Here is a 25,945-nt window from a genome sequence, read left to right on the forward strand (position 1 = left end):
GGCCGACCTTGTCGGTCGTCACATTATGTCCAGTATGCAACGGCTTCATGTCGATGCGCCCGGAAACTGTGCACATTGCAGATCAGGCGCGCCTCTTTCCGCCGCCGCCCTGTTTTCGCATCGTCAAGCCGATCCGTTTTCGGGGCACATCCACCTCGACAACGCGGACTTTCACAACCTGCCCGGTTTTGACGACGTCATGCGGGTCTTTGACAAAGCGGTCTGCCAACTGGCTGACATGAACCAGCCCGTCCTGGTGCACGCCCACATCCACAAATGCCCCGAACGCCGCCACGTTTGTCACGGTGCCTTCCAGAACCATGCCAGGCTTCAAATCGGTGATCTCTTCAATGCCATCCGCAAATGAGGCTGTGACGAAACTTGGCCGTGGATCGCGTCCGGGCTTTTCCAACTCGGCAAAGATATCCCGAACCGTTGGCAGACCGAAATCGTCGGTCACGAACTGTTCGGCCCGCAGCCCTTTTAACGCCCCGTCATGGCCCATGATGCGTCGAATATCGCGTCCACAAGTCGCCACAACGCGCCGGGCGACGTCATATGCTTCGGGGTGAACCGACGACGCGTCCAGCGGCTCTGCACCATCCCGGATACGCAGGAAACCGGCGCACTGTTCGAATGCACGTGGGCCCAGCCGGGCAACTGACAACAGATTTTTACGTGACTGGAACGGCCCATTCAGATCACGATGGGCAACAATGGCTTCGGCCTGTGCTGCTCCGAGACCAGAAACACGCGACAGCAACGGGGCAGAGGCGGTATTCAGATCGACGCCAACGGCGTTCACGACATCTTCAATCGCGGAATCAAGTGACTGTGAAAGCCGGTGTTGATCTACGTCGTGCTGATACTGTCCGACGCCAATTGATTTGGGTTCGATTTTGACCAGCTCCGCCAATGGATCCTGCAAACGCCGTGCGATGGATACTGCCCCGCGCAGCGAAACATCCAGATCGGGAAACTCTCGTGCCGCCATTTCAGAGGCGGAATAAACCGAGGCACCGGCTTCGGACACAACCACCTTTGTCGGCGCCTTCACGCTCTTTGGCAGCAAGGCCAGTGTGTCTGCAACCAACCGTTCGGTTTCACGGCTCGCAGTTCCGTTCCCGATGGCGATCAGTTCGATCTGGTGGGCCGAGATCAGATTGAGGAGTACCGCCTGCGCCCCGCGCACGTCGTTCTTAGGCTGAAATGGATAGAGCGTGTCGGTGGCCACCACCTTACCGGTTGCATCAACAACAGCCGCCTTCACACCAGTGCGGATACCTGGATCAAGACCCAATGCGGTCTTGGCCCCTGCCGGCGCTGCAAAGAGCAGATCCTTGAGGTTGCGCGAAAAGACCTGAATGGCCTCATCCTGCGCACGGCTGCGCAGATCCCCCATCAGGTCGACCATCATGGACAGCGAAAGCTTAACTCGCCACGTCCAGCCCGCAACTTTGCGCAGCCACGCATCCGCCGGTCCCTTCCCGCGCGTTTGCAGATGCGCGGCGACAATTGTTTCGGCACGTGCTGCACCGAATTCGGGTTCCGGAGCAATGTCCAGCGTGACAATGCCCTCTTTCGAAGCGCGCAGCATAGCCAACGCCCGATGCGAAGGAACATCAGCCCAAAGCTCGGAGTGGTCGAAGTAATCGCTGAACTTCGCGCCTTCCTTTTCCTTGCCTTCGATGACCTTGGCACTCAGCAGCGCCTCGCGTTGCATGAAAGCCCGCAGTTCCCCCAACAGACCCGCGTTTTCGGTCAACCGCTCAGTCAGGATATCCCGCGCCCCGTTTAGCGCATCGCGCTGTGTCGGCACGGGCTCGGACAGAAATGCCTCGGCCAGCGTTTCCGGTTCTGCATTGCGGTCAGCCAGAATGGCATCGGCCAAAGGCTCCAATCCGTTTTCCCGCGCAATCATCGCCTTGGTGCGCCGCTTTGGCTTGTAAGGCAGATAGATGTCTTCCAGTTGCGCCTTAGTCTCGGCCCGGGCAATCGATTTGCTCAGATCTTCGGTCAGCTTCCCCTGATCCCGGATCGAGTTCAGGATGGTTTCGCGCCGCGCCTCAAGCTCTCGCAGATAGGTCAGCCGCTCTGACAGCAAGCGCAACTGGGTATCGTCCAAACCTCCGGTAGCTTCTTTCCGGTAGCGGGCGACAAAAGGCACGGTTGCCCCATCATCCAACAGTTTGATCGCGGCACCGACCTGATCGGAACGCGCGTTGATCTCGGTGGCGATGGTGCGGGCGATACGGTCCAAAGGAACCTCCTGAAACGACAGTGGAAGGGTTTCTTAACCAGCCGTTTCAATGAGGGGAAGACCCTTGTCGTGATCATTGGGCATCTACCCGCTGAACCCCATGGTCAACCGCGGGATAACCCAGTGCAGGACGGCCTTAACCCCAGGGCATCAGACCGCCATAAGGCGCACGTGTGTTCACAGAATGTGCCATCTGGGCAAGAGTTGTCAGATCATAGACCGGCAGCTTCAACTCATCCTGAATGCGGTACGCATAGGGTGGCAGGTCGGTGCATTCCAGAACCACAGACCTGATGTCCGGCGCATCACGTTTCAGCTTGCGTACTGCGTCCAGAACTTCGGCTTCGATCACATCGGTATTCATGCGAGTGCGGGTGTTGCGCAGTATGACTTCCGCGAACTCTGTGGTGTGCTCCAATCCCTGCACGGCAACAGGTATTTCCCCTGCCCCAACGCCTTCGAAATGGCGTGATGTCAACGCAGTGGAATCGGCCGTGATCACGCCAACCGGCGCGCTGGCCCCGGACATGTGATAGGCCAGCGGCACCTGAATCAGGCTGGAGGCAAATACCGGCACCGACACAGCCGCTGCCAGCTCTTTCTGAAACAGCGCAAGAAACCCGCAGCTGCCCGTGATGGCGCGCACACCTTCGGCCTCTAGCCGTTGTGCGCCCTTGATGAATGGATCCAGCAATTCAGGGGTCGGGTTATTCAGCAGCGTCGGAACTGTGACACCATCTATCATCTCGTAGAGCACCGGAAAGGGCAGGCTCGAGGGGTTCTTGATATGACCCGGAGGTTTGGGGAAATAGCTTTCCAGACACAAAACCCCGATTGAGGCCCCGCAAATGTTCTGTCCGCCTTGGAAAATTGGCATGATATGGTGATCCTTTTTCGAAACTGCGCCTTGTTGAGGTCAGAACCGCGACAAGGCGAATGGGACCGTTGAGATATTCAGGCGTTGCCCCGACACCATATCAGCCAAAAGCTCTCCGGTTTTGGGGGCCATCATCAGACCGTAATGGGAATGGCCAAAAGCGCTGAACAAACCTTTACTGCCTTCAACCGGACCAATTGCAGGCAGGCTGTCAGGGAATGATGGGCGGCGGCCCATCCAAAACTGCGTGTCCGTGGTGTTGAGATCCGGCACCATCGCCCGCGCCTGTTCTGTCAAAAGCGCCTGTTTCCTCGGATCGGGTGGCGCATCGATGTTGGCAAATTCCGCTGTCCCTGCCACGCGCAAGCCGTCCTGCATCGAACTGGCAACCACCTTGGCATCCACATCCATGACAGAGTTTTCCAGGACCGTTGACGGAGTGGGAAACTGCACGTGGTATCCGCGTTCCGCGACCAAAGGCACCGAAAGGCCCAAAGGCTTTAGCAGCTCGGCTGACCAGACACCCGCTGCCATCACAACCGTATCGGCGTGAAGCGGGCCTTCAGGTGTCACCAGATGCCATAGGCCATCATCGGTGCGGTTCAGCTTGGTGACTTCGGTGCGCACGAATTCAGCACCCTGCCGGTGCGCTTTGTCGGCCAGCACCGAACCAAGCCGACCGGGTGAAGTAACCCGTGCCTGCCCTTTGATCAGGATCGCTGCTTTAAAATCCCTGGACAAAGCGGGTTCCATCCGACGTAGTTCTGCCCCGTCGATCCGTTCAAGTTGCCCGCCTTTTTCCTTCCGGATCGCATAACCCAGTGCTTTCAAGTCAGCCTGGTCTGATTGGCGAAACGCATGGATGTAGTTGGAATCAACAATCAGGTCTTCATGCCCGGTGTTTTGCAAATGCCTACGATAGAGCTCTATCGATGGGCGACAGAGCAGTTCCATTGCATCAGAGATGTTGCGCACGGATTTTTCATCTGACTTTCTCAGAAACCGCAGGCCCCAAGGCACCATACTGGGCCAGAATGACGCCTTGACAGACAAAGCACTATTTGGGTCCAGCAACATCTTGGGGATCGTTTTCCAGATACCGGGCACAGCCTGAGGGATCACCGACCAAGGTGAGACCACACCGGCATTGCCGAATGAAGTCTCCTGCCCAGGCTCTCCCCTGTCGATCAGCCGTACGGCGATGCCGCGGTCCTGCAGGGAGAGTGCACAGCAAAGGCCGACGATCCCCGCCCCAATGATTGTCACCTGTTCCGACATATCAGACCGTGGCTTGAGTGCGGCTACGGGCGATCAACTGGGTCACGATGACCGGTGACGCCACAGCCAGTGCGATCAGGTCCGCCGTTAGTGTCGGCGCGACAAAGATCACACCCGCTATCGCCATCAGGACGCGCGAAATCACGTTCATCGGTTGCAGCCAATAACCAACAACTGCTGCCGACAGTGCGATGACCCCCGCGATACAGCTGGCTGCGGTATAGGTGAATTCCCAGAAATCGAACCCGGTCGACGACACGAACAACAAAACCGGCGCATAGACAAAGGCCATTGGCGCGATGACTTTACCCAGCCCAAGGGTAAAGGCGGACAGCCCGGTTCGGAAGGGGTTCGAATTAGCGATGGCCGCCGCCGCATAGGCCGAGGTACAGACCGGTGGCGTGATCTCGGACACCACACCATAATACAGCACGAACAGGTGGCTGGCGATTGGCGGGACGCCAAGCTGGGCCAGCGCAGGCTGCGCAACCGACACCAGCATGATGTACAGTGCCGTGGTCGGAATACCCGCGCCCATCAGGATGCAAACGATGGCGATGAAGACCAACGAGATGAAGAGTTGCAGATCTTCCATGGCAAACAACTGGAAGCTGCCAAACGAGATCATGTTGTAGAGGTCAGCCGCGAGGTTGCCTGCGCCCTGCGTCACCATGAAGCCGATGCGGAAACCGATGCCTGTCGTGTTGATCACGCCAACCACGATGCCCACCGCAGCGGCGGCAGCCCCCACGGCCAGCGAGTATTTCACGCCCAGCTCTACTGCTTGCAGCATCTCTGGCACCTCAATCCGTTTTTGCGGATTCAGTGTAGCAATCACCGTTAGACCACAAAGAATCGCCGTCATGGTCAAGTCAAACCCGCCATTCGAGTATTTCCACAAGACAAAAGCCAGGAACGCTGCAGCATATACCAACGTCGGCGGTTGTTTGATCCGCGACATGCCCGCGATGACGGCCAGAGAAATACCGCAGAAAGCGGACATGAACGGCGTATAGCCGGTAAACAGCACCACCAGAAGACCGATCAAAGGCACGATATTGGCCCAACCTTCGGACCAGACAGCTTTGAGCTGCGGCAACTGTTCCTTCGTCAGACCTTTCAGGTTCAGCTTGCGCGCCATCAAGTGCACAACCGCAAAGACGCCGACATAGTGCAAGAGTGCCGGAAAGATCGCCGCAATCACGATGGTGGTGTAAGGCACCTCAAGGAACTCAGCCATGATGAAGGCTGCGGCTCCCATAATCGGAGGAGTGATCTGACCACCGGCCGAGGAGGCGGCTTCGACCCCTCCCGCAAAATGACCGGGGTATCCAAGGCGCTTCATGTTGGGAATTGTCAGCGCGCCGGTTGAAACGGTGTTGGCCACCGAAGAACCCGAGATCGTGCCGAAGAAGGCCGAGGATACCACCGACACCTTTGCCGGACCGCCTGTATAACGGCCCGCCAGAATCGTTGCATTGTCGATGAACAATTGCCCCAATCCGGTGCGCTGTGCGATCACGCCAAAGAGTACAAAGTGGAAGACGATGGTCGAAACGACCCAGAGGGTAACGCCATAAATGCCCTCCTGTGGGAAATACATCGACGACACGAAAGTTTTGAAGTTCACGCCCGGGTGCTGCAACAGCCCTGGGAAATACGGCCCAAACAGGGCGTAAGAGATAAAAACGCAGATGATCAGCGGCAGTACCCAACCCAGCGTACGGCGGGCAATGTCCAAAACCAAAAGAATGATGACGACACCCAGGAACACATCATAGGTGTTCGGGTTGCCCATGCGGAACGTCTGCTCCTCGATCCCCAGAAACGGAAGGCCGCGCCAGGCGAACCCTACATACAGCGCGGCGACAATACCAAGCGCCATGAACACCAGGTCGTAGACGGGAATGTTACCGATGCGGAACCGGCTGACCTTGAGCGCATAGAGGCTTTTCGATCCAACAATAGGGATGGTCGCGTAGACCAGAATGAACAGAAGGGCCAAATAGATGCCCATATGCCAATGGTCGGCAGGCAGGCCAAATCCGGCGGTAAAAAACTCGTAGAACGCAAAGATCAGGGCAACAACGCGCAGCACCTTACCGGCTGTCGGTGTGACTTCCCGAACAGCAGCGCCTTCGTCGAACTGTTCTTCGATGGCCGCCAATTCCTCGGCCGTCAGCTCATGGTCATCAAGTTTCTGGGTTTCGGACATGATGGCCCCCCGATTGCGCGTACCTTAAGAATTCGGTGCCCCAAAATCGGGGCACCGGAAGAAACGCTAAGTTGCGGTTTCGATTATTGCAGCAAGCCTGCTTCTTTGTAGAACTTCTCGGCACCCGGATGCAGCGGAACACCCAGTGCTTCAACACCGTTCAGCGCGGTATCAGGGGTGATCTGCTTGCCTTTGGCATGGCCATTGTCCAGCAGTTTGCGGGTGTTGTCGTTCCACATGGCCTTGGTCAACTGATAGACCAGATCTTCGGACAGGTCCGCGGAAACCACCAGCATCGCGCTGACAGCGGGCGTTTTGGTCGGCCCGTCGATGCCTTCATAGACACCACCCGGAATCTCCGACGGAATATAAGCCGGGATGATCTCGTTGATCTTGGCCAGGTCTTCGTCGCTGAAGGAATGCAGGTTCATGCCTTTGGTCGAGGATAGCTGCACCATCGCAGCAACCGGCCAACCTGCGGCATAGAAATAAGCATCCAGCTGACCGTCGGCCAGACGTTCGGCGCTTTGGCTGTTGTTCAACTCGGCTTCGTCCATGTTGTCACGGTTGACGCCCCAGGCATCCAGCATCTGCAGCACGGCCACCTGTGTGCCCGATCCGGCCTGCGCGATACCGACACGCTTGCCTTCCAGATCACCAAGGCTACCAATCGTCTGGCCCGCTGGCAGAACCAGATGCAGGTCCTCGGGGAACAGGTTTGCAACGATGCGCAGCTTGGGGTGTGGCTTACCTTCGAACTTGCCTTCGCCCAGATACATCGAGCGCGTGACGTCCGCCGCAGCCAGACCGGCTTCAAGCTCGCCGTTCTGCACGGCGGCGTTGTTGAAGACCGAAGCTGTCGTCGATTGTGCAATCGCGATCAGGCCCGGCACACCACACTGGCCGCCTTCTTCGCAGGGACGCGAGCCCGGAGGGGCCGAAATTCCGTTGGCAATGGTGCCGCCGATTGGGAAATACGTGCCACCTGCGCCGCCGGTGCCGATGCGGAAAAAGGTCGGGTCCTGTGCAAGTGCAGGTGCGGCCAGCGCCCCCGCCAACGCCAAACCCGTCAGGCATTTCATAAGTTTCATTCTAAGCTCCCAGTTTTAGATCTATGGATTCGGTGCGTCCGAACTCTGATCAGATCAGCCTAGGCAGAAAAATCATAAATACAAATTTGTTATATTTAATAAAACTAAAGTTTAGCTTATGAAATGGCTATGAACCTTATTCAATTAACCGTGTTTCGTGAAGTGATGGAGACAGGCTCCATCTCTCAAACCGCCAAGAAACTGAACCGGACACAACCGGCCATCAGCCTTGCGATCAAGAATCTGGAACGTAGTCTGGGTCTGACCCTTTTCGAACGCAAAGGGCGGCGCCTGATCCCTGTGCCCGAAGCGCACTACCTGCTGACTGAAACTGCTGGTGTGCTTGATCGATTATCCTCTATTGCAAGCACGATGCACGGGCTTCTCGAAGGGCATTCCGGCAGTTTGAATATTGCCGCCATGCCAGGCCCGTCGACCATCGCATTTCCGAATTTCATCAGTCGCTCAGTGGGCGGAAACCCTGACATTCGCATCACTCTATCGACACGCAGTTCACCGCAGATCATGGAACTGGCAGCGACACAGAATATTGACTTCGGGTTTGCGGATTTTGAGTATCCGGCTGGCAAGAAGCCCCAGTTTTCCGCAGAAGTCATCAGCGGCGATTGTTTCTGCGCGATGGATCGGGACAATCCCCTGGCACGTAAACAGGCCATTGCGATTTCGGATTTGGACGGAGTTCCCATGGGAGGGCTGCATGCGACGCATCCTTTCCAGAAAAAAGTGCGCCAAGCGTTTCAGTTAGCTTCCGCAACTTACACTCCCAACGTGACCTGTCAGTACTTTCTGCCCCTGCTTCCCTTTGTTGGTTCGGGCCAATGCTGCACGATTGTCGACCCGCTGACCGTCGCCACTGAAAGTGAGTTGAACATGTCAAACGGCCGGGTTCAGTTTCTGCCGCTCAAGGAACCGCTGAGATATGAGTATGCGATCCTGTCACCGGATCACCGCCCCCCTTCCCAATTGGCGATTAAAATCAAAGCAGGATGGAAGGCCGAAGTCTTGTCGATGTTGAACCAGACCGGAGCCAATCCCCGAACCGAGGTTGTCTAACCCAAACAAAGCCCAGCGGACTGAAGCCTTCGGCGCTCATATGCTTTTCGCAACGGACGCTTCCAGGGTCGTCCTCAACAATTGCGCGTCAATGGGTTTGTAAAGCAGCGGTAGATCAGCTTGCCTGCAGTTTTCCACCAGCTCCGGAGATCGATTGGCGGAAATGATACACCCCGGCAAAGCTCCAAATTCTTGGGTCAAGGCGACTATGGCTTCGATCCCCGTTTCATCATGGTTCAATTGGTAATCCGCGACAATAATGTCTGGGAGGATACCAATTTCTTGCAACAGGCGGCTCGCGCCATGTCCACTGTCTGCTTCCAGCACTTCAACGCCCCAGGACTCGATGGTCATGCTCAAGGCGCTGCGCAGGTTCTCATCGTTTTCGATCAACAGGGCGACGGTGCTGCAAGGCAGCTTGGGGTTGGACGTTAGACGCAAGGAAACGTCATGTGCGGCCACAGGCTTTGTTTTTGCCAACGGGATCTCGACCGAAAACCCTGTGCCCTTCCCCAATTCAGACCGCAGATGGATCGGGTGATGCAACAATCCGCAAGCCCTTTCGACAATCGCAAGGCCCAACCCCATGCCTTCAGCAGCGCTGGCATCTGAATGCAAACGCTGGAACTCCTGAAACACAGTGTCCCGCTGGTCCGGCGCGATTCCGATACCGGTGTCCCACACCTCAAGCGAGACAGATTTCTTGCGCCGCCTGACACCAACCAGAACCTTCCCAGCATCGGTGTAACGGATCGCGTTCGACAATAGATTCTGTAAGATACGCCTTAGATAGCTGGCATCACTTGTAACCGCGACGTCCGAGACAACAAAGCGCAAGTCCAGCCCTTTTGCCTGCGCGACCGGGCGAAACGCGTCCTCCATCTGAGAAAACAACTGACCCAATGGAACAGGAGACAAATGCACCCGGGCCCGCCCTGAATCCAGCTTCGAGATATCCAGTAATGCTTCGAGAATATGCTCAACACTGTTCAGCGCGCTTTCCGCTTTTGCGGCAACGGTCTGAGCGTCTTCCTTGTTCAACCCGCCGCCCAATGACGCGACATAGAGTTTTGCCGCAGACAAGGGCTGTAACAGATCGTGACTAGCAGCAGCCACAAAACGCGATTTTGAGGCGTTGGCACGCTCAGCCTCGTTCAACGCATCGGCAAGTTCCACTGTGCGCGACGCAACCCGCTGTTCCAGCAACTCTTTTGCTTCATACAAAGCTTCAGCAGATTTGCGCTCCGCTGTGACATCGGTGAATGAAATCACAAAACCCCGGTCCGGCATTTGTTGTGCAAAGACCGACAGGATCTTGGATCGCCCTCTGTGCATCTGAAACTGCAAAGGGCGGCGCGACGCTTTGCGACGCACCCAGTTCAACAAGTCTTCTTCGGTGATCCCTTCCTGAAAACTTATGTTTGCGCTGAGCCGGTTAGAAAGTGTGTCAAAGCGAGTTCCCATCTGAAACTGGGTGATCGGAATCGCCAGCAATTCGCTGGCCCGATTGTTCCAACCGATAAGGCGGTGTTTATTGTCGAATATGCAGACGCCTTGATCGATATGCTCAAGCGTGGCGCGGATCAGCCTCGCCTTGTCGTCCAGAATCCGGTCCCTCTCCTGCCGTTCGATCCGCATGATGTCGGTCACGTCCGTTTGCAGGATAACCGTCCCGCCATCCGGCGTGCGATGTTCTGACACTTGCGCCCAGCGATTGCCCGCAAGCCGGACGTTGAACACAACATGGTCGTCACTATGTCGATCAAGACGAGCTTTGGCCCACTCCTTCGGTGTTACCTCTTCGGGCAATGACAGGAATGAAGATTGGCTCAGCAACTCGACATATTCGGCAAATCCCAAGCCCGGGTTCAGTCGTTCTCGAATGTCGGGCATGTGCAATCCGAAACGGGTGTTGCAAAGCACCAGCTTTTCGTCTCGGTTGAACAGGGCAAACCCCTCCTGCACCGTTTCGATCGCATTGGCGAGATCGGCCCGCGCAGACTCGGTTTCCTGATTGGCCTGCGCCAAACGAGCGTTGGAATCGTTAAGAAGCTCAAGCGCCCGTTCCAGATCATCGGTCCGCGCCCGCACTTCCTGCTCAAGAACAGCGGCCCGTTGAAACTGTGCGTAAGCGGCCCCTGACGCATCGGTGGATTCTTCAACCCGCCGCATCAGCGCCTCGGCGATCCTGCGTAACTTCTCGTTCTGACGTTCTATGGAATCTGAGGGATCCGTGAGATGTTCGATCATGGGCTACTCTTTCTCAGGCGGATAAATCGCAACGCCTGTCAGAGTCTGGTTCACATGGATCGAATTGTATTGTTCGCCATAGGTCGAGAACCCGACCACGTGATTGTGCGCCAGAATGCTCGAAATTTCACGGGTCATCTGCTTTTCTTGCGCTTCCAATCGGCGCAGGATGCAATCGCAACCCAAAATCGTGTCAGGTTGTTGCTTTGCGGATAATACCCCGATTTCCTCTTGAAGGTGCTCGACCATGTCCCGTGGTTTGGCCAGTGTCAGAACCAAACCTTCGTCAATGGCCGAGAAAAACACCAAATCCCCGTTACCTGCCACTTGTTGAATTGCACGGACGTGGTGCTTCCCGCCGATTTGCACGACCACAGGATGCGCCGCAAAGGTGAAAGTCGTCAGTTGTTCGGGATCTTTTCCAAGAATACGGGCGTATTCACGCGCAGCGGGTTCGGCATTGATTTCCTGCACAATCCTTTTGGCCGGGTCCGCCTTGGTCACAACCATACGCCGTTCGGCCGGAAGAAGATGGTCGGTCTTGAACACTTTGATCGGACACCTGGTGCGGACCTGAGTCAGAATGGCCGCATTGGGCAGCGCCTGCCCCTCATGCAGCACATAGGTGCTGTCGAACCGAGCCCCATCCCCTGCCGACCCCCCGAACAACGGCACCGGTCCTAAACCCACGGCCAGTTCAGAAGTCAGCGCGTCCTCTTTGGTCGACAGCCCATCGATCATCAGAAATGTGAATTCATGGCTCCAATCAGGCGCGGTTGCCATCATGTCATGTCGGTTATGGATCATTTCATTGATGATGCTTTCCGCATCAAAGTCGCTGAGGTCAGAGACCAGAACCGTGCGCGTTTCAAAGTGGCTTTGCGGCAAGGCGATCGCGACGATCTTACCCTCGCAATAGCCATCATCCGCTAACTCTCCGGCGGTGGTGCAACCAACAACTGGTGTTGGATCGAAAACCTCTTGGGCTTCGGCAATGACGTCCGATGCATCCGCGTTTGGGCTAACGAAAAGTATGACAAGCGCAAATGGCCCGTCACCCAGGTTGTGCTTGAGCGTGCCCACAGCCTGCGCGCTGTCGTATTGAACAAAAGCCGTTTTGACGATGCCTGGCGTGCGGGCCTGGGCCTCTGCCCACCCGACTGCTTGGTCCATCGGGCCTCCTCCCTCAAAGCGCGACAATGGGGTGAGACTATGCCGCTTAGCCTTGGTCTTGCAAGACGCTGGCAAAGGACGCTTTCTTGGCGATCAAAACCGCCTGCGTGCGGCTTTGCACCCCCAGTTTCCGCATGATTGCAGTTACGTGCGCCTTTACCGTGGTTTCTGCAATCGACAGGTCAAAAGCGATCTGTTTGTTCAGTTTGCCTTCGCAGATCAGTTGCAGAATGCGCGACTGCTGATTTGTGAGCGTCGCCAGACGGTTGATCGCGTCGCTGTGCTCATCGTCGTTTTCCGCTTCGATCAATACACAGCCTTCGGGCACAAAAATGTCCCCGGATTGCACCGCCTCGATAGCCGAGCGGTAAATGTCGCGCTGGCTATGCTTGGGTACGTAACCCGAAGCCCCGGCCTGAATCACTTGGCTGACAACGCGACTGTCCGTCAGGGATGACACCACGATTACCGGTGCATTTGCAGCGGCCTTCAAGCGTACAAGCCCATCCAACCCGTCAACATCAGGCAAGTTCAAGTCCAGCATCACGGCATCCGGTTTCAGCCCATTGGCCAACAAATCCATTGCGCCTTCCATGCGGTCTGCAGTGTGGATTTCACCGATCTGGGCGACTGTTTGCAGCGTCATCGACAATGCGTCGCAAAACAAAGGATGATCGTCCACAATCAGAACATTCTTGAAATTGGTCCGTCGGGAGGAATCGGCAAGCATTTGGTATCGCCTTTTGAAATCGAGTTGGCTCCAGCCTAACCAATCCTAGCACTCAATGAAAACAGCCCCTACTGGGCGAAAGTCGTAGGCGACAAATTGATTGCCTGCGGCGCAATGGAACGGCAGAGTGGACGAAATTGGGTTTACGCGGGGCGACAACTACACCCAAGGTCTTATAGGCAGGGCGGCCAACACCGCGTAGCGTAACGAAAAATATTTGGAGACGCGAAATGGAACTCAGCGACAGCCGCGTCATTGCCGCGCCAAGATCCAAGGTCTGGGACGCGCTTTTGTCGGCAGAAGTTCTGAAGGATTGTGTGCCGGGATGTCAGGAAATGACCGGCTCGGTTGAAGACGGGTTCGAGGCGACGGTTGTGCAGAAAGTTGGACCCGTCAAAGCAACCTTCAAAGGGGTCGTCACCCTTTCCGATCTCGTGGCGCTTGAAAGAGTGAAGCTCTCGGGTGAAGGTAAGGGCGGAGCGGCAGGGTTCGCCAAAGGGTCTGCAGATGTCAGTTTGGCAGACGCCCCCGAAGGCACGCTGCTGACCTATAACGTCGACGCGCGTGTCGGTGGAAAGCTGGCGCAACTCGGAGGGCGAGTCATCGACGGCGTTGCCAGAAAACTGGCTGACCAGTTTTTTGAGAATTTTCAGAACGCGGTCGAACCTCAACCTGCGCCCGTGGCTGAAACTTCGGATGAGGGTGAGGGCACAGAAGAAAAGAAAGGTTGGTTCAAGCGCGTATTGGGCGATTGAACCATATGAATTCAGGGAGGAAAATTCATGAAGATTACCATGACCGTTAACGGCAAAGCCGTAAGCGGAGACGTCGAAGGCCGGACTTTGCTGTCCGGATTTCTGCGCGAACACCTGTCGTTGACCGGCACCCATGTCGGTTGTGACACCGCGCAATGCGGTGCCTGCGTGGTGCATGTAAATGGTGAGGCGGTGAAGTCTTGCAACATGTTGGCGGCTGAAGCCGACGGGGCCGACGTGGGCACAATCGAAGGTCAGGCGAATGCAGATGGGTCGTTAAACGCGATCCAGCAGGCGTTTCAGGATCATCACGGCCTTCAGTGCGGGTTCTGCACTCCGGGGATGGTGATGAGCGCAGCTGCGCTGCTGAAAGAGAACCCGCGCCCGACCGAGGCCGAAATCCGGAAATATCTGGAAGGTAATCTGTGCCGCTGCACCGGCTACCATAACATCGTCAAAGCGATCATGGCTGCATCCGGCCAGGACGTTTCCAGCATCGCCGCCGAGTGAGGCGGACAAGAGTTTTCGACGAAAATTCTTTTCCAGGGAGGAGAACAAGCAATGCCCAAAGACAGTGGCATCGGAGCCAGTTCCAAGCGGCGTGAGGACGTACGCTTTCTGACCGGAGCAGGTAATTACACCGACGACATAAACGTACATGGCCAGGCCTATGTGCATTTCCTTCGATCCGACATTGCGCATGGACGGATCAAATCAGTAGACACCTCAGCCGCCGAAGCCATGCCCGGTGTGGTCAAGGTATTCACCGGCAAGGATTTTGAAGGCGTGGGTGGGATGCCCTGCGGTTGGGAAGTGACCGACAAGCACGGCGCGCCCATGCAGGAACCGCCGCATCCCATTTTGGCGCAGGGCAAAGTCCGCCACGTAGGTGACCCGATTGCCGCGATTGTGGCCGACAGCCTTGAGCAGGCGCGTGACGCGGCCGAAGCTATCGATCTGGACATCGAAGAACTGCCCGCCGTGATCGACATGAAAGCCGCCGCGCAGGACGGAGCGACGCTTGTCCATGACGATCTGAAAAACAACATCTGCTATGACTGGCAGTTGGGCGAGACTGACGACGCCAAGGTCGATGAGGTCTTTGCCAATGCCGTGCATGTGACGACACTGGATCTGGTCAACAACCGTCTGGTCGCAAACCCGATGGAACCCCGTGTCGCCGTTGGTGAATACAAGCGCGGCACAGATGAGTATACGCTCTTCACCACGTCGCAAAACCCGCATGTGATCCGTCTGCTGATGTGCGCTTTTGTTCTGGGCCTGCCCGAACACAAGGTTCGCGTTGTGGCCCCGGATGTGGGCGGTGGATTTGGCACCAAAATCTTCCACTATGCGGAAGAGGCGTTCTGCACTTTCGCCGCGAAGGCTTGCGGCCGTCCGGTCAAGTGGACCTCCAGCCGGTCCGAGGCGTTCATGTCTGATGCGCATGGCCGTGACCATGTCAGCAAGATCGAACTGGCGCTGGATGCGGATAACAACTTCATCGGTCTGAGGACCAACACCTACGCCAATCTGGGTGCGTATCTGTCGACCTTCTCCAGCTCGGTGCCAACCTGGCTGCATGGGACGTTGATGGCGGGCAACTACAAGACCCCGGTCATTCAGGTGAATGTAAAGGCGATGTTCACCAATACCGTGCCAGTGGATGCCTATCGCGGTGCTGGCCGCCCCGAGGCGACCTTCCAACTTGAGCGTGTGGTGGATAAGGCCGCGCGAGAGTTGGGCCTCGATCCAATTGCACTGCGCCGTCAGAACTTTGTCACTCAGTTCCCCTATGACACACCGGTGGCGCTGACCTATGACACCGGGGATTACAACGGTACGATGGACAAGCTTGAGGCCGCCGCCGATCTGGCAGGCTTTGCCGCGCGGAAAGCGGAAAGCGAGGCCAACGGCAAGCTGCGGGGCTTGGGCATCAACTGCTACATCGAAGCGTGTGGCATTGCGCCTTCCAACATTGTTGGGATGCTTGGGGCCCGGGCGGGTCTTTATGATGCAGCCACTGTTCGCGTGAACGCAACTGGTTCAATCAGCGTCATGGTCGGCGCGCACAGCCATGGACAAGGGCATGAGACCGCCTTCCCGCAGGTTGTGGCCGACATGATCGGCATTGACGAGTCGATGATCGAGATTGTGCATGGGGACACCTCGAAAATCCCCTTTGGCATGGGCACCTATGGTTCGCGAAGTCTTGCAGTCTGTGGCTCGGCCATGGTCAAGGCGACCGAGAAGGTGATCGAGAAAGCCAAAAAGATCGCCGCGCACCTGTTAGAGGCGTCCGAGGCGGACATCGAGCTGAAAGACGGACAATTCAGCGTAGCAGGTACCGACAAATCGGTGGCTTGGGGCGATGTAACCCTGACGGCCTACGTGCCGCACAACTATCCGTTGGAAGTGGAGCCGGGGCTGGAAGAGACCGCGTTCTATGACCCGGCCAACTTCACCTTCCCGGCTGGCGCCTACGCCTGTGAGGTCGAGGTCGATCCGGACACCGGTCAGGTCAGCATCGAGAAGTTCACCGCCGCGGATGACTTCGGCAACATCATCAACCCGATGATTGTCGACGGTCAGGTGCATGGCGGTATTGGCCAGGGTATCGGTCAGGCCCTGCTTGAGAACTGCGCCTATGATGAGAACGGCCAACTGCTCAGCGCCTCTTACATGGACTATGCGATGCCGCGCGCGGATGATGTGCCGTTTTACGGTGTCGATCATTCCAGCCAGACGCCCTGTACGCACAATCCGCTGGGGGTGAAAGGCTGTGGCGAGGCCGGAGCGATTGGTTCACCGCCTGCGGTGGTCAATGCGGTTCTCGACGCACTGAATTCAGGCGGCAAAGCGGTGGATCACATCGACATGCCTGTAAGCCCGTCGCGCGTCTGGGCGGCGATGAACAGCTGAGGTGTTGGGGTGCGAGGGGCCAGCCCCTCGCGCTCCCTGAGATATTTATAGCCAGATGAAGGGCGGATCCGCGCCTTTCGGAAAGGAAGACGAAATGTACAGTTTCGATTTTGAAAAACCCTCGACCATCGCCGATGCAGTTGCTGCATTGGGGGCTGAGGACGCGCAGGCTTTGGGGGGCGGGCAGACCTTGATCCCGACACTGAAGCAGCGTCTTGCCGCACCCTCCAAGCTGGTGTCGATGAGCGGGATTGCTGAGATGCAGGGCGTCTGCGTTGAGGATGACGGGTCCCTCTCGATCGGAGGCGCAACGACGCACGCCACCGTTGCGCGTGAGGCCGCGGCGACGTATCCGGCCTTGGCGGCGCTTGCCGGACAGATCGGTGATCCGGCGGTGCGCAACCGTGGCACCATCGGTGGCTCTGTGGCCAACAATGATCCAGCCGCTTGTTATCCGGCAGGCGTTCTGGGGTCTGCGGCAACCATTGTGACCCATACGCGGCAGATTGCGGCGGATGCATTCTTTGAAGGCATGTTCACCACCGCGCTTGAGGAAGGTGAAATCATCACCTCGATCCGTTTCCCCGTGCCGCAGGCAGCGAGCTATCAAAAGTTCCTGCAACCCGCATCGCGTTTTGCGTTAGTCGGTGTTTACCTTGCCCGTTTCGCGGATGGCGTACGCGTGACTGTGACGGGTGCAAGTGAAGATGGTGTCTTCCGTTGGTCCGAGGCAGAAGAAGCCTTGAACAAGGAATTCCGCCCAGATGCCTTGATGGATCTTCGGATCAACCCGGCCAACATGATCGCCGATTTGCATGGTAGCAAAGCGTATCGCGCGCACCTTGTTTCGGTCATGACAAAACGTGCTGTTGAAGCTTGCATGTAAGGATTTTCCAAAGCCCGGAAAGCCTCGGTTAAAGCCGGGGCTTTTTCGTTCTGGACAGTGAAGTTGTCGCCTTTTTAGCGCCCAAAAAAGTCAGGCCGCCCATCACGGGCGGCCTGACCAGTTCTTCAGAAGGCATATGCCTATTCTGCAGCCTGAGTGCTTGTTGACCCGTGTTTGTCACGCTGGCTGTCACGGAACAGGGCCTTGGCCAGTGCAAGGCACATCAGACCCATCACCACAGTGAACGGCAGCGCGCCGATAATCATCGCATTGCGCAGCGCATCCATCGGATTGTTTTCACCCGCCGCCAGGATAAGCGCGCCGATCACAGCCGTAAGTATCACACCCCAAATAATGCGGTGCTTGATGCCAGTTTCCTGGCTGCCACCCGACATGATGGTGTTCATCACCAGAATGCCCGAGTCCGCCGAAGTGACCAGAAAGGTCAGGATCAGGATCACGCACATCACGTTCAGCATGGACAGCAGACCTCCGTCGATCATGTAGGACAGCGTCACGAACAGTTTGTTGGTGTTCGATGCGCCAATGATCGCACCTTCGGCAGCCCCGGCCAGTTCCAGGTCAATTGCTGTGCCGCCCAGAACAGTCATCCAAGCAAAACAGACCAAAGCAGGGGCAAAGACGCAGCCCAAGATGAACTCGCGCACCGAACGGCCTTTGGAGATTCGCGCCAGGAACAAGCCCACGAAGGGCGAGAACGCGATCCACCAGGCCCAGTAGAACGTGGTCCAACCTGCCTGCCAGCCGAACTGACGGCCTTGCTCACCTGCCGCGTAGGCTGCAGCCAGGGTCGCTTCGTCCAACTCTGCCGCAGCGCCTTCCAAACCGCCCTTGAAGCCGTCAAAGCTGCCCCATGCGTTGGTTGCACCCGCAACCAGGTCATCGGCATGAGCCTGAGCCTCAGCAGGCAAGGCTGCCGCATATGCTTCTGCCGACAGCGGGCCATAGGCGTTAAAGCTGAGCGACAGGAAGTGAAGGATATAATCGAACATCGCCGTGCCGTAGGTAGTCATGGCAAATACAAACGAGCCGAAAACGATGAATGTGCCCAGCAGGATAACCGACAAGACAAGGTTCAGGTTCGACAGGTACTTAACGCCGCGCCCAACACCTGACACAGCCGAAAGAATGGAGAGCGCCATGATCGCAACCAGACCCGAGATCAGACCCACCTTGCTGGGGGTCGGAACCTCTGCGCTCAAGTCCATGATCCAGCCCATACCAGTGATGGCATAGAGGCCGTCGATAAACTGGCTGACGCCATAGCCGATAGTGACGGACACGCCAAGAATCGTTGCAACAACGCCCAGAACGTCGACCACATGGCCGAAAAAGCCGTTGACGAAACGACCAAATAGAGGTGTCAGCGCCGAGCGGATCGTCAAAGGCATGTCGCGGGTGTAAGCGTAGTAGGCCAGCGACAGACCGGTCACCACATAGATCGCCCAAGCGTGGAACCCATAGTGCAAATAGGTGAAGCGATAAGCCGATTGCAGGGCCTCGGGCGTATTGCCTTCAACTGCGCCAGACACGACCTCGGGGTTCGATCCCCAGAGGCCCAGTGGTTCTGCTGTGGCGAAGACCATCAAGCCCACGCCCAGACCGGCACCAAACATCATGGAGAACCACGAGAAATTCGAAAACTCAGGCTTTTCACCGGGTGTTCCCATGATCCGACGTCCCGTCGAGGGGATGATCGCAACGATGGCCAGGAAAAAGAAAAACACGCCGACGATTATGACGTAAAAACTATTAAAGATTTCCAGCAACTTGCCGTTCAGACTGCCCAGCGTGCTGTTTGCATTTGCAGGGAAAACAAGTGCCCACAAAACCAAACCAACCATGATGGCCTTGCTGAATAGGGCGATGGGGACGCTATAGTTCTCATAGAAACCAGCATCCGCCGTTTGTATCTCAACATCCGTAAAGGGTTCGGGTATCGACATGTTGCGTGCTCCTCCTTGCATATGTCGGATTTCGTTCTTCGAAACTGGTGCTGTCAGCCCTCCCTGTCTCACGGCGCAATACTCTGCTTTATGCGCCAGAACACGTGTGGGACGTTGACAGCCTGGTCTTTGGAGGTCCTATGACGTCACGCTTTTTGCGTGGCCAACCGCTGATTTCCTCCCGGTTTTGCACCGCTTGCAGATTCTGCTGCATCCTGGAGGTAGAACGAAAAGGTGTTTAACCTGATCGCAACATCGCAAGATATGAGCGCTCATCTCCATTTGCAGAAACCTACTTCAGAGGTGAGGAGTGTTCACCTGAGAAACCGACCATTCTCTTACGCGAAGCGACCAACATATTCAGGGAACTGTTTGTTTGCGGCAGAGATCACCCGCCCGAAGCCAAAAAAACTGTGCGAAACTTGCGATTCAGCAGCGCTTCCGAACAAGGCACAACACCGACAGATCCCTGATTCATCTCACGTGACACGGGTCGAGCCAGCAAAAACGGAATTTAATTGAAAACTCTCGCAATTCACGTGAATATAAGTAAATCCAAAACTAAAAAAACTTGTTGGAATTCATGTCACGAAGACAATATAACTTGCCTCCACTCACATCATTATCGGCGTTTGAAGTTGCCGCGCGACATCTGAGCTTTAAGCAGGCTGCGGTTGAATTGTCGGTGACACCAGGAGCCATCAGCCACCAGATCAAAGCACTTGAATGCGATTTGGGCGCAGATCTTTTTGTCCGAAAGCACCGAAGTGTGGACTTGACCGAAGACGGCCATGATCTGCTGGAGGTGCTCGGGTCGTCTTTCAGGCGGATCTCGGCCGTTCTGGAGAAGATCCGCAATGGTGACTCTGAAAATCAGGTAACGGTCGGGTCAACAACCGCGGTCGCGGCATTGTGGTTGTCGCCGTCCGTCATCCGGTTCTGGCAAGAGTATCCGCATATCAAAGTGAACCAATTAGCTCAGGACCAACCACTCACGGATCGGCCGGACATAGACTTTTTCATTCGCTATGGCCAGCAGGCGAGCGCGAGCCTCACCTACACAAAACTGTACCGTGACACTCTGACTCCCGTTTGCAGTCCCGAGATGGCGCGAGATCTAAAAGGGGCCAGCCTCAATGATCTTGCAGAATGTCGTCTGATCAACCTTGAAGCCCAAGACAACAGCTGGACAAACTGGACGTCGTGGTTTCGCGACCTTGGATTTCAGGGCGATATCCCCGTGCAGTCGCGCGTCAACAGCTATGCACTAGCCCTGCAGATGGCGCGCAAGGGTGCGGGCCTGGCGCTGGGATGGAAACGCCTTGTTCGGCCTATGCTGTCCTCGGGCAAGCTTGCAGCACTTGACGCGTTCACTCTTCCCGCCCCTGAGAACTTTTTTCTTGTCGGTCGCCCTGATGATCAACTCTCGGATGGGGCGCGGGCCCTCAAGACATGGTTGCTTGCCGAACTGCCCGAAGCCCAGTCTTCATTGGAATAACGCTGGATTGAGCCCGACCACAACCGGCTTCGGGCACACACCAACGGGGAACCGTCTCCGCCAGTGTCAGAGGACCTTGTTCCTGAAACCACAATTTGCGCCGCGTTCCTTCCGAATTGCCTCGCAGATAAAGCCGGGTATGAAAGTCGTCTAACCGGCTGTCCTGAACGCCTTAGCCGTCGCTCTTACGCACGTTTGCCGCAAAACAGTATCCAATACCGTGAATGGTTTTGATAAAAGTCGGCTCACTCGGGTCGGGTTCGATTTTCTTGCGCAGGCGCAAGACATGCACGTCGATGGTCCGGTCCCCAACCACGGTTTCACGGCCGCGCGCCTTGTCCAGCAATTGATCGCGGGAAAACACGATATGCGGGTTGGTGACAAAAGCGTGCAGAACGTCAAATTCAGTTGTAGTCAGGGGCGTTTGCTGTCCACTGCTCTTGGCTGTCAACGTTCGCTCATGTGGGTTTAGCACCCAATCGCCAAACACAATCTGCGTGGCTTCGGATCCGTTTGCGGCAGTCGCTGCGTCCTCTGCCCGGCTTCGGCGCAGCACAGTTCGGATGCGCGCCAGAACCTCACGCGCCTCAAAGGGTTTGGTGATGTAATCATCGGCTCCGAACTCCAGGCCGACAACCCGGTCAAAGATCTCATCCCGGCCTGAGAGCACGATGATCGGAATATTCGACTGCATCCGCAATTCGCGCGTGATGTCAAATCCGTTACGACCAGGCAACCCGATATCCAGCAAGATCAAGTCTACGTTCGCCGTTTCCAGAACAACATCCATGGCGTTTCCATCCGCCACACAGGTCACGTCACATTCCTGCTTTTCAAGATAGCGTTGCAGGAAGGACGTGATTTGCGGGTCGTCATCAACGACAAGGATATGATCTTTGGCTGTCATCAATCTCTGGCGGCAGAATGAACTGGCTTATTAGTCTTGTATCCGCGCGCGCTTGAAACTGGCAAGCGCGCACAACGGTCATGCTGTGGCATTCAGACTGGCAGCAGGTCCAGAACGTGACCTTCAGGCAGTTCTTCAACCTCGGCCGGAATGATCGCCAGCCCTTCCGCCTGAGCTAGAAGAGCCACACGGCCGCTGTAAGACGGAGCCATCAGCCGCAACTTCGGGCGACCATCCGGGGTCGTGCCCTCGATCTGAACCGGGCGGTATTCCTGGCGGCCGGCACGGCGACGCAAAGGTTCTGCCAGAACCGCCGGGACTGTTACCTGCGGATTGTAATGCAATCCGGCGCGACGCGCCATCATTTGCGACCCGATGATCTGCCATGTCACATAGGCCGACACCGGGTTGCCCGGCAACCCTACATAAAGTGCGCGTCCATAGCGTCCGAACATGATGGGTTTGCCCGGTTTCATTGCAACTTTCATAACGTCCGTCTGACCACCGATCTCGGCAAACAGGCGTGGCATGTGGTCTTCATCACCAACGGATACACCACCGGTCGTAACGATCAGATCCGAGTTTTCACACGCTTCGCGCAGAACCTGTTCCAAAATGTCTGGATCGTCCTTGACCGGGCCGCTGTCAGTCAACTCAATCCACGGCTTTTGCAACAATGCAAGCAGCATGTAACGGTTGGAGTTATAGATCTGCCCTGGACCCAATGCCTCGCCCGGTTGGCGCAACTCGCTACCAGTGGAAAAAATTGTGACCTTCAGCTTGCGGTAGACTGCGACCTCACCATACCCGGCCGAGGCTAGCGCGGCGACCTCTCGCGGTCCGATCTCGCATCCACGCCGCAGGATCGGGGCGCCTGCGCGCAAATCTTCGCCTGCACGGCGAATATGCTGACCAGGTTTAGGGCGACGGCTGAATCGAATTCCGTCAAGGGTGACGTCGCAGTCTTCCTGCATCACAACCGCATCGAAGTCCGTGGGAACCGGCGCGCCGGTAAATATCCGCAGCGCACTTCCGGCAGGTGCATCATGCTCAGCGCTGTCCCCCGCCGCGATGCGACCGGCCACAGAGAGTTCGAACAGCGGGCCGTCGTTCAAATCAATTGTCCGTACTGCGTAGCCGTCCATCGCCGAATTGTCGAAGGCGGGCATTTCGACCTTGCTGGTACAATCCTCTGCCAATACCCGACCTATTGCCTGCGTCAGCTGCAAAGTCTCGCGGTCCGTAAGTGGATCAGCAATTGACAGGCCGCGCCGCAGAGCGTCATCCACAGTCAGATACATATGAGCGTGGCGGTCACAGGCGCATCCATCAGCCATTTTGGGCCTCCATATATGCAAACAGTTCTTCGAAACCGGCCTGTTCTGCCTCGCCCAGTTTGGGCAAATAGGTCCTGGCCTCTTCCAAATTCGAATTTGGATCGCCAACCACCAACAGCATCACCATGCCGTGGCGACCATGAACGCGACAGCGTATGCCGTAGACGCCTTCTTTCTCGAAGGTCAGGTCCAGCTCGGGCTTGCCACGAATTTCGAATACGCGCGCGCCGACGGGGATCATCCGAGGAATTGCTGTAACTGTATGCCGCCCGGTTGAGCCTTTGAAACGCACCGTGGCCCCGGCGGGAACCTGCAGGAATTTTGGCTCAAAACGGAAGGCATGTGCCGGAGTGTCAGCATTGAGGTCGATAATCTGATGCACCACAGCGACTTCGGGTACGTCCTCGGCCTGTACTGCGGGGGCAACAACCATCGTCCCCACAAGAAACGCTGCACACAATTTCAGCGAAATCCTCATCTGTCCCTCCGGGTTTAAGCCGCCCGAGATGGTTTCCCCAACAGGTCAGCCAATGCGCTGATCATCACCGGCCATTGCGCGCGGCGGTTCTCGTCGCGCAATCCAACCAGCAGTTCGCGCCCAATGGACACCACCGCAGAGGTACTGTCATTGACATAGGTCACGATTCGCTGCTCGGGATTGTCCAACAGGAAGGGCACGATGGCTGCTGCGGCCTGATCCGGGGCGACGCTCGACAACAGCCGCATTGCGGCCTGCCGCACCGGGGCTGAGATGTCATCCAGCAGGCTGCGCGCAACGTTCGGCTTTCCATCCCATTGGGTCAGGATCTGCATGGCGTCGATCCGGAATGCAGTATCCCCGGTTTTCAACATCAAGCGCAACTTGCCACGCAAAGCGTCCTGTGGCGGCAGATCGGTAGTTTGCAATAGTTCAAGAGCCTGAAGCGCAAGATTTGAATCAGTATGCGACACACCTGAAGCGATCAGATCAATCAATTGGTCATCGCTCAACTCGGACCCGTGGCGGGCCAGCGACACGGACAAAGCGGAAACAGCCTGTGCAGCAATATCCGCTTCGGGGTCTTTGGCGATCTGAGCCAGCATAATCTGCATTCCACGCACTTCACCCAGCAACCGGATGGCTGACATACGCGTTTCACGTTCCAGCGCTTCGGCATCGTCATCCAGCGCGACACGGCGGCGTTTTGGGTGACGGGTTGCCTTGGCCAACAGTGCCTGTTCGCGCGGGGTTAAGGGTTGAACATCGTCCTCTTCGGCCTCTTGCGTCATCTCGGCAGCGATGGCGTCATGACCAAGAATAGCCCCAAGGCTGGAGGTCGGGCCATTCTCGCCCCCTTCGGACACATCCAGGCCCGCCTCTTCCAGAGCGGCGAAATCCGTTTGTATTGCCTCTTCTTTTTGTTCCACGTCGACGGCCAATGGCATCGGGGCCAGCGCAAAAGACAAAAGCAGCTCCCGGCCCTGCTGCTGGTTCACATGCGGGCGATCTGTATCGGTGACAATCATTGCCAGCGACGCCATAGCCTTGAGCCGAACCGACCGGAAGGGTGAGCGACAGGCACGCTGCAACCACTCCGTCGCTTCGCGCAAAGGCGAGGAGGCAAGAGCGTCGACGATAGCCCATTGCAGGCGCTCACCCTTGAGGTCGTCGGCGTTGATCGAGAACACAGCGTTCAAGCGGTCGGACACAAGCTCGGGGGCCAAGGCGGCCAACAGACCAAGTGCTTGAGCAGACACTTCGGGCTGTTGACCGGTCGCAAGGAAGTCCAGTACCTGCCAGCGCAAGTCGTCCTGATCCTCGATAGGCTGGCTGCGGTTCAGCCGCTCGATCAGAGCCAATTGAACTTTCGCCCCGGGGTCGCGCATCATCCGATCCAAAAGCTCGGGCTCCGAAAGACCGGACTGCCCCAGAGCTGCTATGCGGATCTCTTCCACCGCGTCGTTCAGCGCCCGCTCGACAAGTGCGGGGTCGTTCGGCATCAGCGCCTCATAGGCGATCAGACGAATTTCACCCTCCTTGTCGGAAAGCGCCTTGCGCAAAATCGCTTCGGCCTCGGCCCCGCCAATCGTGGCCAGCGTCCGCAGCGCACGGTGCCGCAGACGACGGTTCGAGGATTGGGTGAATACGCCCAATGTCGGGACCGAGGGTTCCCCGATCCAGCCCAAAGCTTCGCAGGCCACATCGCCCAACTCTTGCCCGTCTTCGTCCATCAGGGCCATGACGATGGGCTCAATCGCCGCAGCGTCACCCATCTGACCCAGCGCTTTGATTGCGGCAATCTGCGTGTCGAGCCAGTCATCCCACTCGTCCTGATGCAACTCGTCCTCGTCCCACGTCATCTCATCCCCGCGACCGGTCACGAGAGTGCGCAGATAGGGGGTGGCATCCTCGGCTTTCAACGTGGCCAATGAGGTCACGCAGGCAAGTTTCACCTCGCCACAGGGATCGTGGATCAGGTTTTCAAGCAACTGCGGCGCGGCCTCTTTTACACCCAAAACACCAAGCGCCTGCGCGGCGTCCTGTCGGACGTCTTCGTCGTCGTCCAGCAATGCCTCAACCAGTGCCGAATTGTCTCCCGCACCAATTGCAGTCAGGGCCTGAACGGCGCGCAAGCGGATCACGTCAAAGTCGGATTTTGCGTATTCGGAAAACAGGCTGGTGGCCTCGTCACGCAGGGAAGTATCGGAATGGATGTTCATATCGGATCTGCCATGTTTGTGGTTG

Annotated in this window: 19 protein-coding genes; 6 read left to right on the forward strand and 13 right to left on the reverse strand. The window is 56.9% G+C overall.

The window, feature by feature from the left end:
* Positions 1–82: 82 nt before the first annotated feature.
* The 5 genes from AC2FJZ_RS04760 to AC2FJZ_RS04780 all read right to left on the reverse strand — a co-directional run bounded on the left by AC2FJZ_RS04760 (position 83) and on the right by AC2FJZ_RS04780 (position 7,721).
* Complete coding sequence (locus AC2FJZ_RS04760) at positions 83–2,260, reverse strand: Tex family protein (RefSeq protein ID WP_496776246.1); 2,178 nt, start codon at positions 2,258–2,260, stop codon at positions 83–85.
* 136 nt (positions 2,261–2,396) lie between these two features.
* Positions 2,397–3,137 (reverse strand): aspartate/glutamate racemase family protein, encoded by a 741-nt coding sequence (locus AC2FJZ_RS04765; RefSeq protein WP_496776247.1) that lies wholly within the window; start codon positions 3,135–3,137, stop codon positions 2,397–2,399.
* A 39-nt stretch (positions 3,138–3,176) separates the two neighbouring features.
* Positions 3,177–4,415 (reverse strand): NAD(P)/FAD-dependent oxidoreductase, encoded by a 1,239-nt coding sequence (locus tag AC2FJZ_RS04770; protein ID WP_496776248.1) that lies wholly within the window; start codon positions 4,413–4,415, stop codon positions 3,177–3,179.
* A 1-nt stretch (position 4,416) separates the two neighbouring features.
* The gene (locus tag AC2FJZ_RS04775) at positions 4,417–6,630 is read right to left on the reverse strand and encodes a TRAP transporter permease (protein WP_496776249.1); all 2,214 of its coding nucleotides are present in this window, start codon (positions 6,628–6,630) and stop codon (positions 4,417–4,419) included.
* 83 nt (positions 6,631–6,713) lie between these two features.
* Positions 6,714–7,721 (reverse strand): TAXI family TRAP transporter solute-binding subunit, encoded by a 1,008-nt coding sequence (locus AC2FJZ_RS04780; RefSeq protein WP_496776250.1) that lies wholly within the window; start codon positions 7,719–7,721, stop codon positions 6,714–6,716.
* A 129-nt stretch (positions 7,722–7,850) separates the two neighbouring features.
* On the opposite strand from AC2FJZ_RS04780, the gene AC2FJZ_RS04785 reads away from it, so the two are divergent.
* Entirely contained in the window at positions 7,851–8,795 is a 945-nt protein-coding gene (locus AC2FJZ_RS04785; protein ID WP_496776251.1) for a LysR family transcriptional regulator, read from the forward strand.
* Positions 8,796–8,831: 36 nt separating this feature from the next.
* Here AC2FJZ_RS04785 and AC2FJZ_RS04790 read toward each other — a convergent pair whose 3' ends face one another.
* Genes AC2FJZ_RS04790 through AC2FJZ_RS04800 form a run of 3 tightly spaced genes read right to left on the reverse strand, consistent with a single transcriptional unit; the run spans position 8,832 to position 12,948 of the window.
* Positions 8,832–11,045, reverse strand: a complete 2,214-nt coding sequence (locus AC2FJZ_RS04790) for a hybrid sensor histidine kinase/response regulator (protein ID WP_496776252.1) — start codon at positions 11,043–11,045, stop codon at positions 8,832–8,834.
* A 3-nt stretch (positions 11,046–11,048) separates the two neighbouring features.
* Complete coding sequence (locus tag AC2FJZ_RS04795; RefSeq protein ID WP_496776253.1) at positions 11,049–12,218, reverse strand: FIST N-terminal domain-containing protein; 1,170 nt, start codon at positions 12,216–12,218, stop codon at positions 11,049–11,051.
* A 46-nt stretch (positions 12,219–12,264) separates the two neighbouring features.
* Positions 12,265–12,948 (reverse strand): response regulator, encoded by a 684-nt coding sequence (locus AC2FJZ_RS04800; protein ID WP_496668226.1) that lies wholly within the window; start codon positions 12,946–12,948, stop codon positions 12,265–12,267.
* A gap of 230 nt (positions 12,949–13,178) precedes the next feature.
* Between AC2FJZ_RS04800 and AC2FJZ_RS04805 the strand changes: the two genes are divergently transcribed.
* The 4 genes from AC2FJZ_RS04805 (at position 13,179) to AC2FJZ_RS04820 (ending at position 17,511) form a co-directional block, all read left to right on the forward strand.
* Positions 13,179–13,703 carry an SRPBCC family protein gene (locus AC2FJZ_RS04805; protein ID WP_496776254.1) on the forward strand — a complete coding sequence of 175 codons (525 nt, stop codon included), beginning with the start codon at positions 13,179–13,181 and terminating at the stop codon, positions 13,701–13,703.
* A gap of 27 nt (positions 13,704–13,730) precedes the next feature.
* A complete protein-coding gene (locus tag AC2FJZ_RS04810) occupies positions 13,731–14,213 on the forward strand; it encodes a (2Fe-2S)-binding protein (protein ID WP_496668230.1) in 483 nt (160 codons plus the stop codon).
* A gap of 51 nt (positions 14,214–14,264) precedes the next feature.
* Positions 14,265–16,625 carry a xanthine dehydrogenase family protein molybdopterin-binding subunit gene (locus AC2FJZ_RS04815; protein WP_496776255.1) on the forward strand — a complete coding sequence of 787 codons (2,361 nt, stop codon included), beginning with the start codon at positions 14,265–14,267 and terminating at the stop codon, positions 16,623–16,625.
* Between the two features lie 94 nt (positions 16,626–16,719).
* Positions 16,720–17,511 (forward strand): FAD binding domain-containing protein, encoded by a 792-nt coding sequence (locus AC2FJZ_RS04820; protein ID WP_496776256.1) that lies wholly within the window; start codon positions 16,720–16,722, stop codon positions 17,509–17,511.
* 140 nt (positions 17,512–17,651) lie between these two features.
* Here the strand turns inward: AC2FJZ_RS04820 and AC2FJZ_RS04825 are convergent, their stop codons facing one another.
* Positions 17,652–19,478, reverse strand: coding sequence for a BCCT family transporter (locus tag AC2FJZ_RS04825; protein ID WP_496776257.1), 1,827 nt, complete (start codon positions 19,476–19,478; stop codon positions 17,652–17,654).
* Positions 19,479–20,082: 604 nt separating this feature from the next.
* Here AC2FJZ_RS04825 and AC2FJZ_RS04830 point away from each other — a divergent pair.
* Positions 20,083–20,976: a LysR substrate-binding domain-containing protein gene (locus tag AC2FJZ_RS04830; protein WP_496668238.1), complete on the forward strand. Its 894-nt coding sequence runs from the start codon at positions 20,083–20,085 to the stop codon at positions 20,974–20,976.
* Positions 20,977–21,148: 172 nt separating this feature from the next.
* Here the strand turns inward: AC2FJZ_RS04830 and AC2FJZ_RS04835 are convergent, their stop codons facing one another.
* The 4 genes from AC2FJZ_RS04835 to AC2FJZ_RS04850 all read right to left on the reverse strand — a co-directional run bounded on the left by AC2FJZ_RS04835 (position 21,149) and on the right by AC2FJZ_RS04850 (position 25,920).
* On the reverse strand, positions 21,149–21,883 hold the full coding sequence (locus AC2FJZ_RS04835) for a response regulator (protein ID WP_496776258.1): 735 nt from the start codon (positions 21,881–21,883) through the stop codon (positions 21,149–21,151).
* Positions 21,884–21,975: 92 nt separating this feature from the next.
* On the reverse strand, positions 21,976–23,220 hold the full coding sequence (locus AC2FJZ_RS04840; protein WP_496776259.1) for a molybdopterin molybdotransferase MoeA: 1,245 nt from the start codon (positions 23,218–23,220) through the stop codon (positions 21,976–21,978).
* Entirely contained in the window at positions 23,213–23,698 is a 486-nt protein-coding gene (locus tag AC2FJZ_RS04845; protein WP_496776260.1) for a plastocyanin/azurin family copper-binding protein, read from the reverse strand. The genes AC2FJZ_RS04840 and AC2FJZ_RS04845 overlap by 8 nt, the downstream gene beginning before the upstream one ends.
* Positions 23,699–23,712: 14 nt before the next feature.
* Positions 23,713–25,920: a HEAT repeat domain-containing protein gene (locus tag AC2FJZ_RS04850; protein WP_496776261.1), complete on the reverse strand. Its 2,208-nt coding sequence runs from the start codon at positions 25,918–25,920 to the stop codon at positions 23,713–23,715.
* Between the last annotated feature and the right edge of the window lie 25 nt (positions 25,921–25,945).

The organism is Ruegeria sp. CDSA079 (assembly GCF_059612245.1).

Bases quoted from the DNA above. Each gene is read 5' to 3' on its own strand.
- AC2FJZ_RS04765 (WP_496776247.1), bottom strand. From the start codon at position 3,137: ATGCCAATTTTCCAAGGCGGACAGAACATTTGCGGGGCCTCAATCGGG.
- AC2FJZ_RS04770 (WP_496776248.1), bottom strand. From the start codon at position 4,415: ATGTCGGAACAGGTGACAATCATTGGGGCGGGGATCGTCGGCCTTTGC.
- AC2FJZ_RS04775 (WP_496776249.1), bottom strand. From the start codon at position 6,630: ATGTCCGAAACCCAGAAACTTGATGACCATGAGCTGACGGCCGAGGAA.
- AC2FJZ_RS04780 (WP_496776250.1), bottom strand. From the start codon at position 7,721: ATGAAACTTATGAAATGCCTGACGGGTTTGGCGTTGGCGGGGGCGCTG.
- AC2FJZ_RS04785 (WP_496776251.1), top strand. From the start codon at position 7,851: ATGAACCTTATTCAATTAACCGTGTTTCGTGAAGTGATGGAGACAGGC.
- AC2FJZ_RS04790 (WP_496776252.1), bottom strand. From the start codon at position 11,045: ATGATCGAACATCTCACGGATCCCTCAGATTCCATAGAACGTCAGAAC.
- AC2FJZ_RS04795 (WP_496776253.1), bottom strand. From the start codon at position 12,218: ATGGACCAAGCAGTCGGGTGGGCAGAGGCCCAGGCCCGCACGCCAGGC.
- AC2FJZ_RS04800 (WP_496668226.1), bottom strand. From the start codon at position 12,948: ATGCTTGCCGATTCCTCCCGACGGACCAATTTCAAGAATGTTCTGATT.
- AC2FJZ_RS04805 (WP_496776254.1), top strand. From the start codon at position 13,179: ATGGAACTCAGCGACAGCCGCGTCATTGCCGCGCCAAGATCCAAGGTC.
- AC2FJZ_RS04810 (WP_496668230.1), top strand. From the start codon at position 13,731: ATGAAGATTACCATGACCGTTAACGGCAAAGCCGTAAGCGGAGACGTC.
- AC2FJZ_RS04815 (WP_496776255.1), top strand. From the start codon at position 14,265: ATGCCCAAAGACAGTGGCATCGGAGCCAGTTCCAAGCGGCGTGAGGAC.
- AC2FJZ_RS04820 (WP_496776256.1), top strand. From the start codon at position 16,720: ATGTACAGTTTCGATTTTGAAAAACCCTCGACCATCGCCGATGCAGTT.
- AC2FJZ_RS04825 (WP_496776257.1), bottom strand. From the start codon at position 19,478: ATGTCGATACCCGAACCCTTTACGGATGTTGAGATACAAACGGCGGAT.
- AC2FJZ_RS04835 (WP_496776258.1), bottom strand. From the start codon at position 21,883: ATGACAGCCAAAGATCATATCCTTGTCGTTGATGACGACCCGCAAATC.
- AC2FJZ_RS04840 (WP_496776259.1), bottom strand. From the start codon at position 23,220: ATGGCTGATGGATGCGCCTGTGACCGCCACGCTCATATGTATCTGACT.
- AC2FJZ_RS04845 (WP_496776260.1), bottom strand. From the start codon at position 23,698: ATGAGGATTTCGCTGAAATTGTGTGCAGCGTTTCTTGTGGGGACGATG.
- AC2FJZ_RS04850 (WP_496776261.1), bottom strand. From the start codon at position 25,920: ATGAACATCCATTCCGATACTTCCCTGCGTGACGAGGCCACCAGCCTG.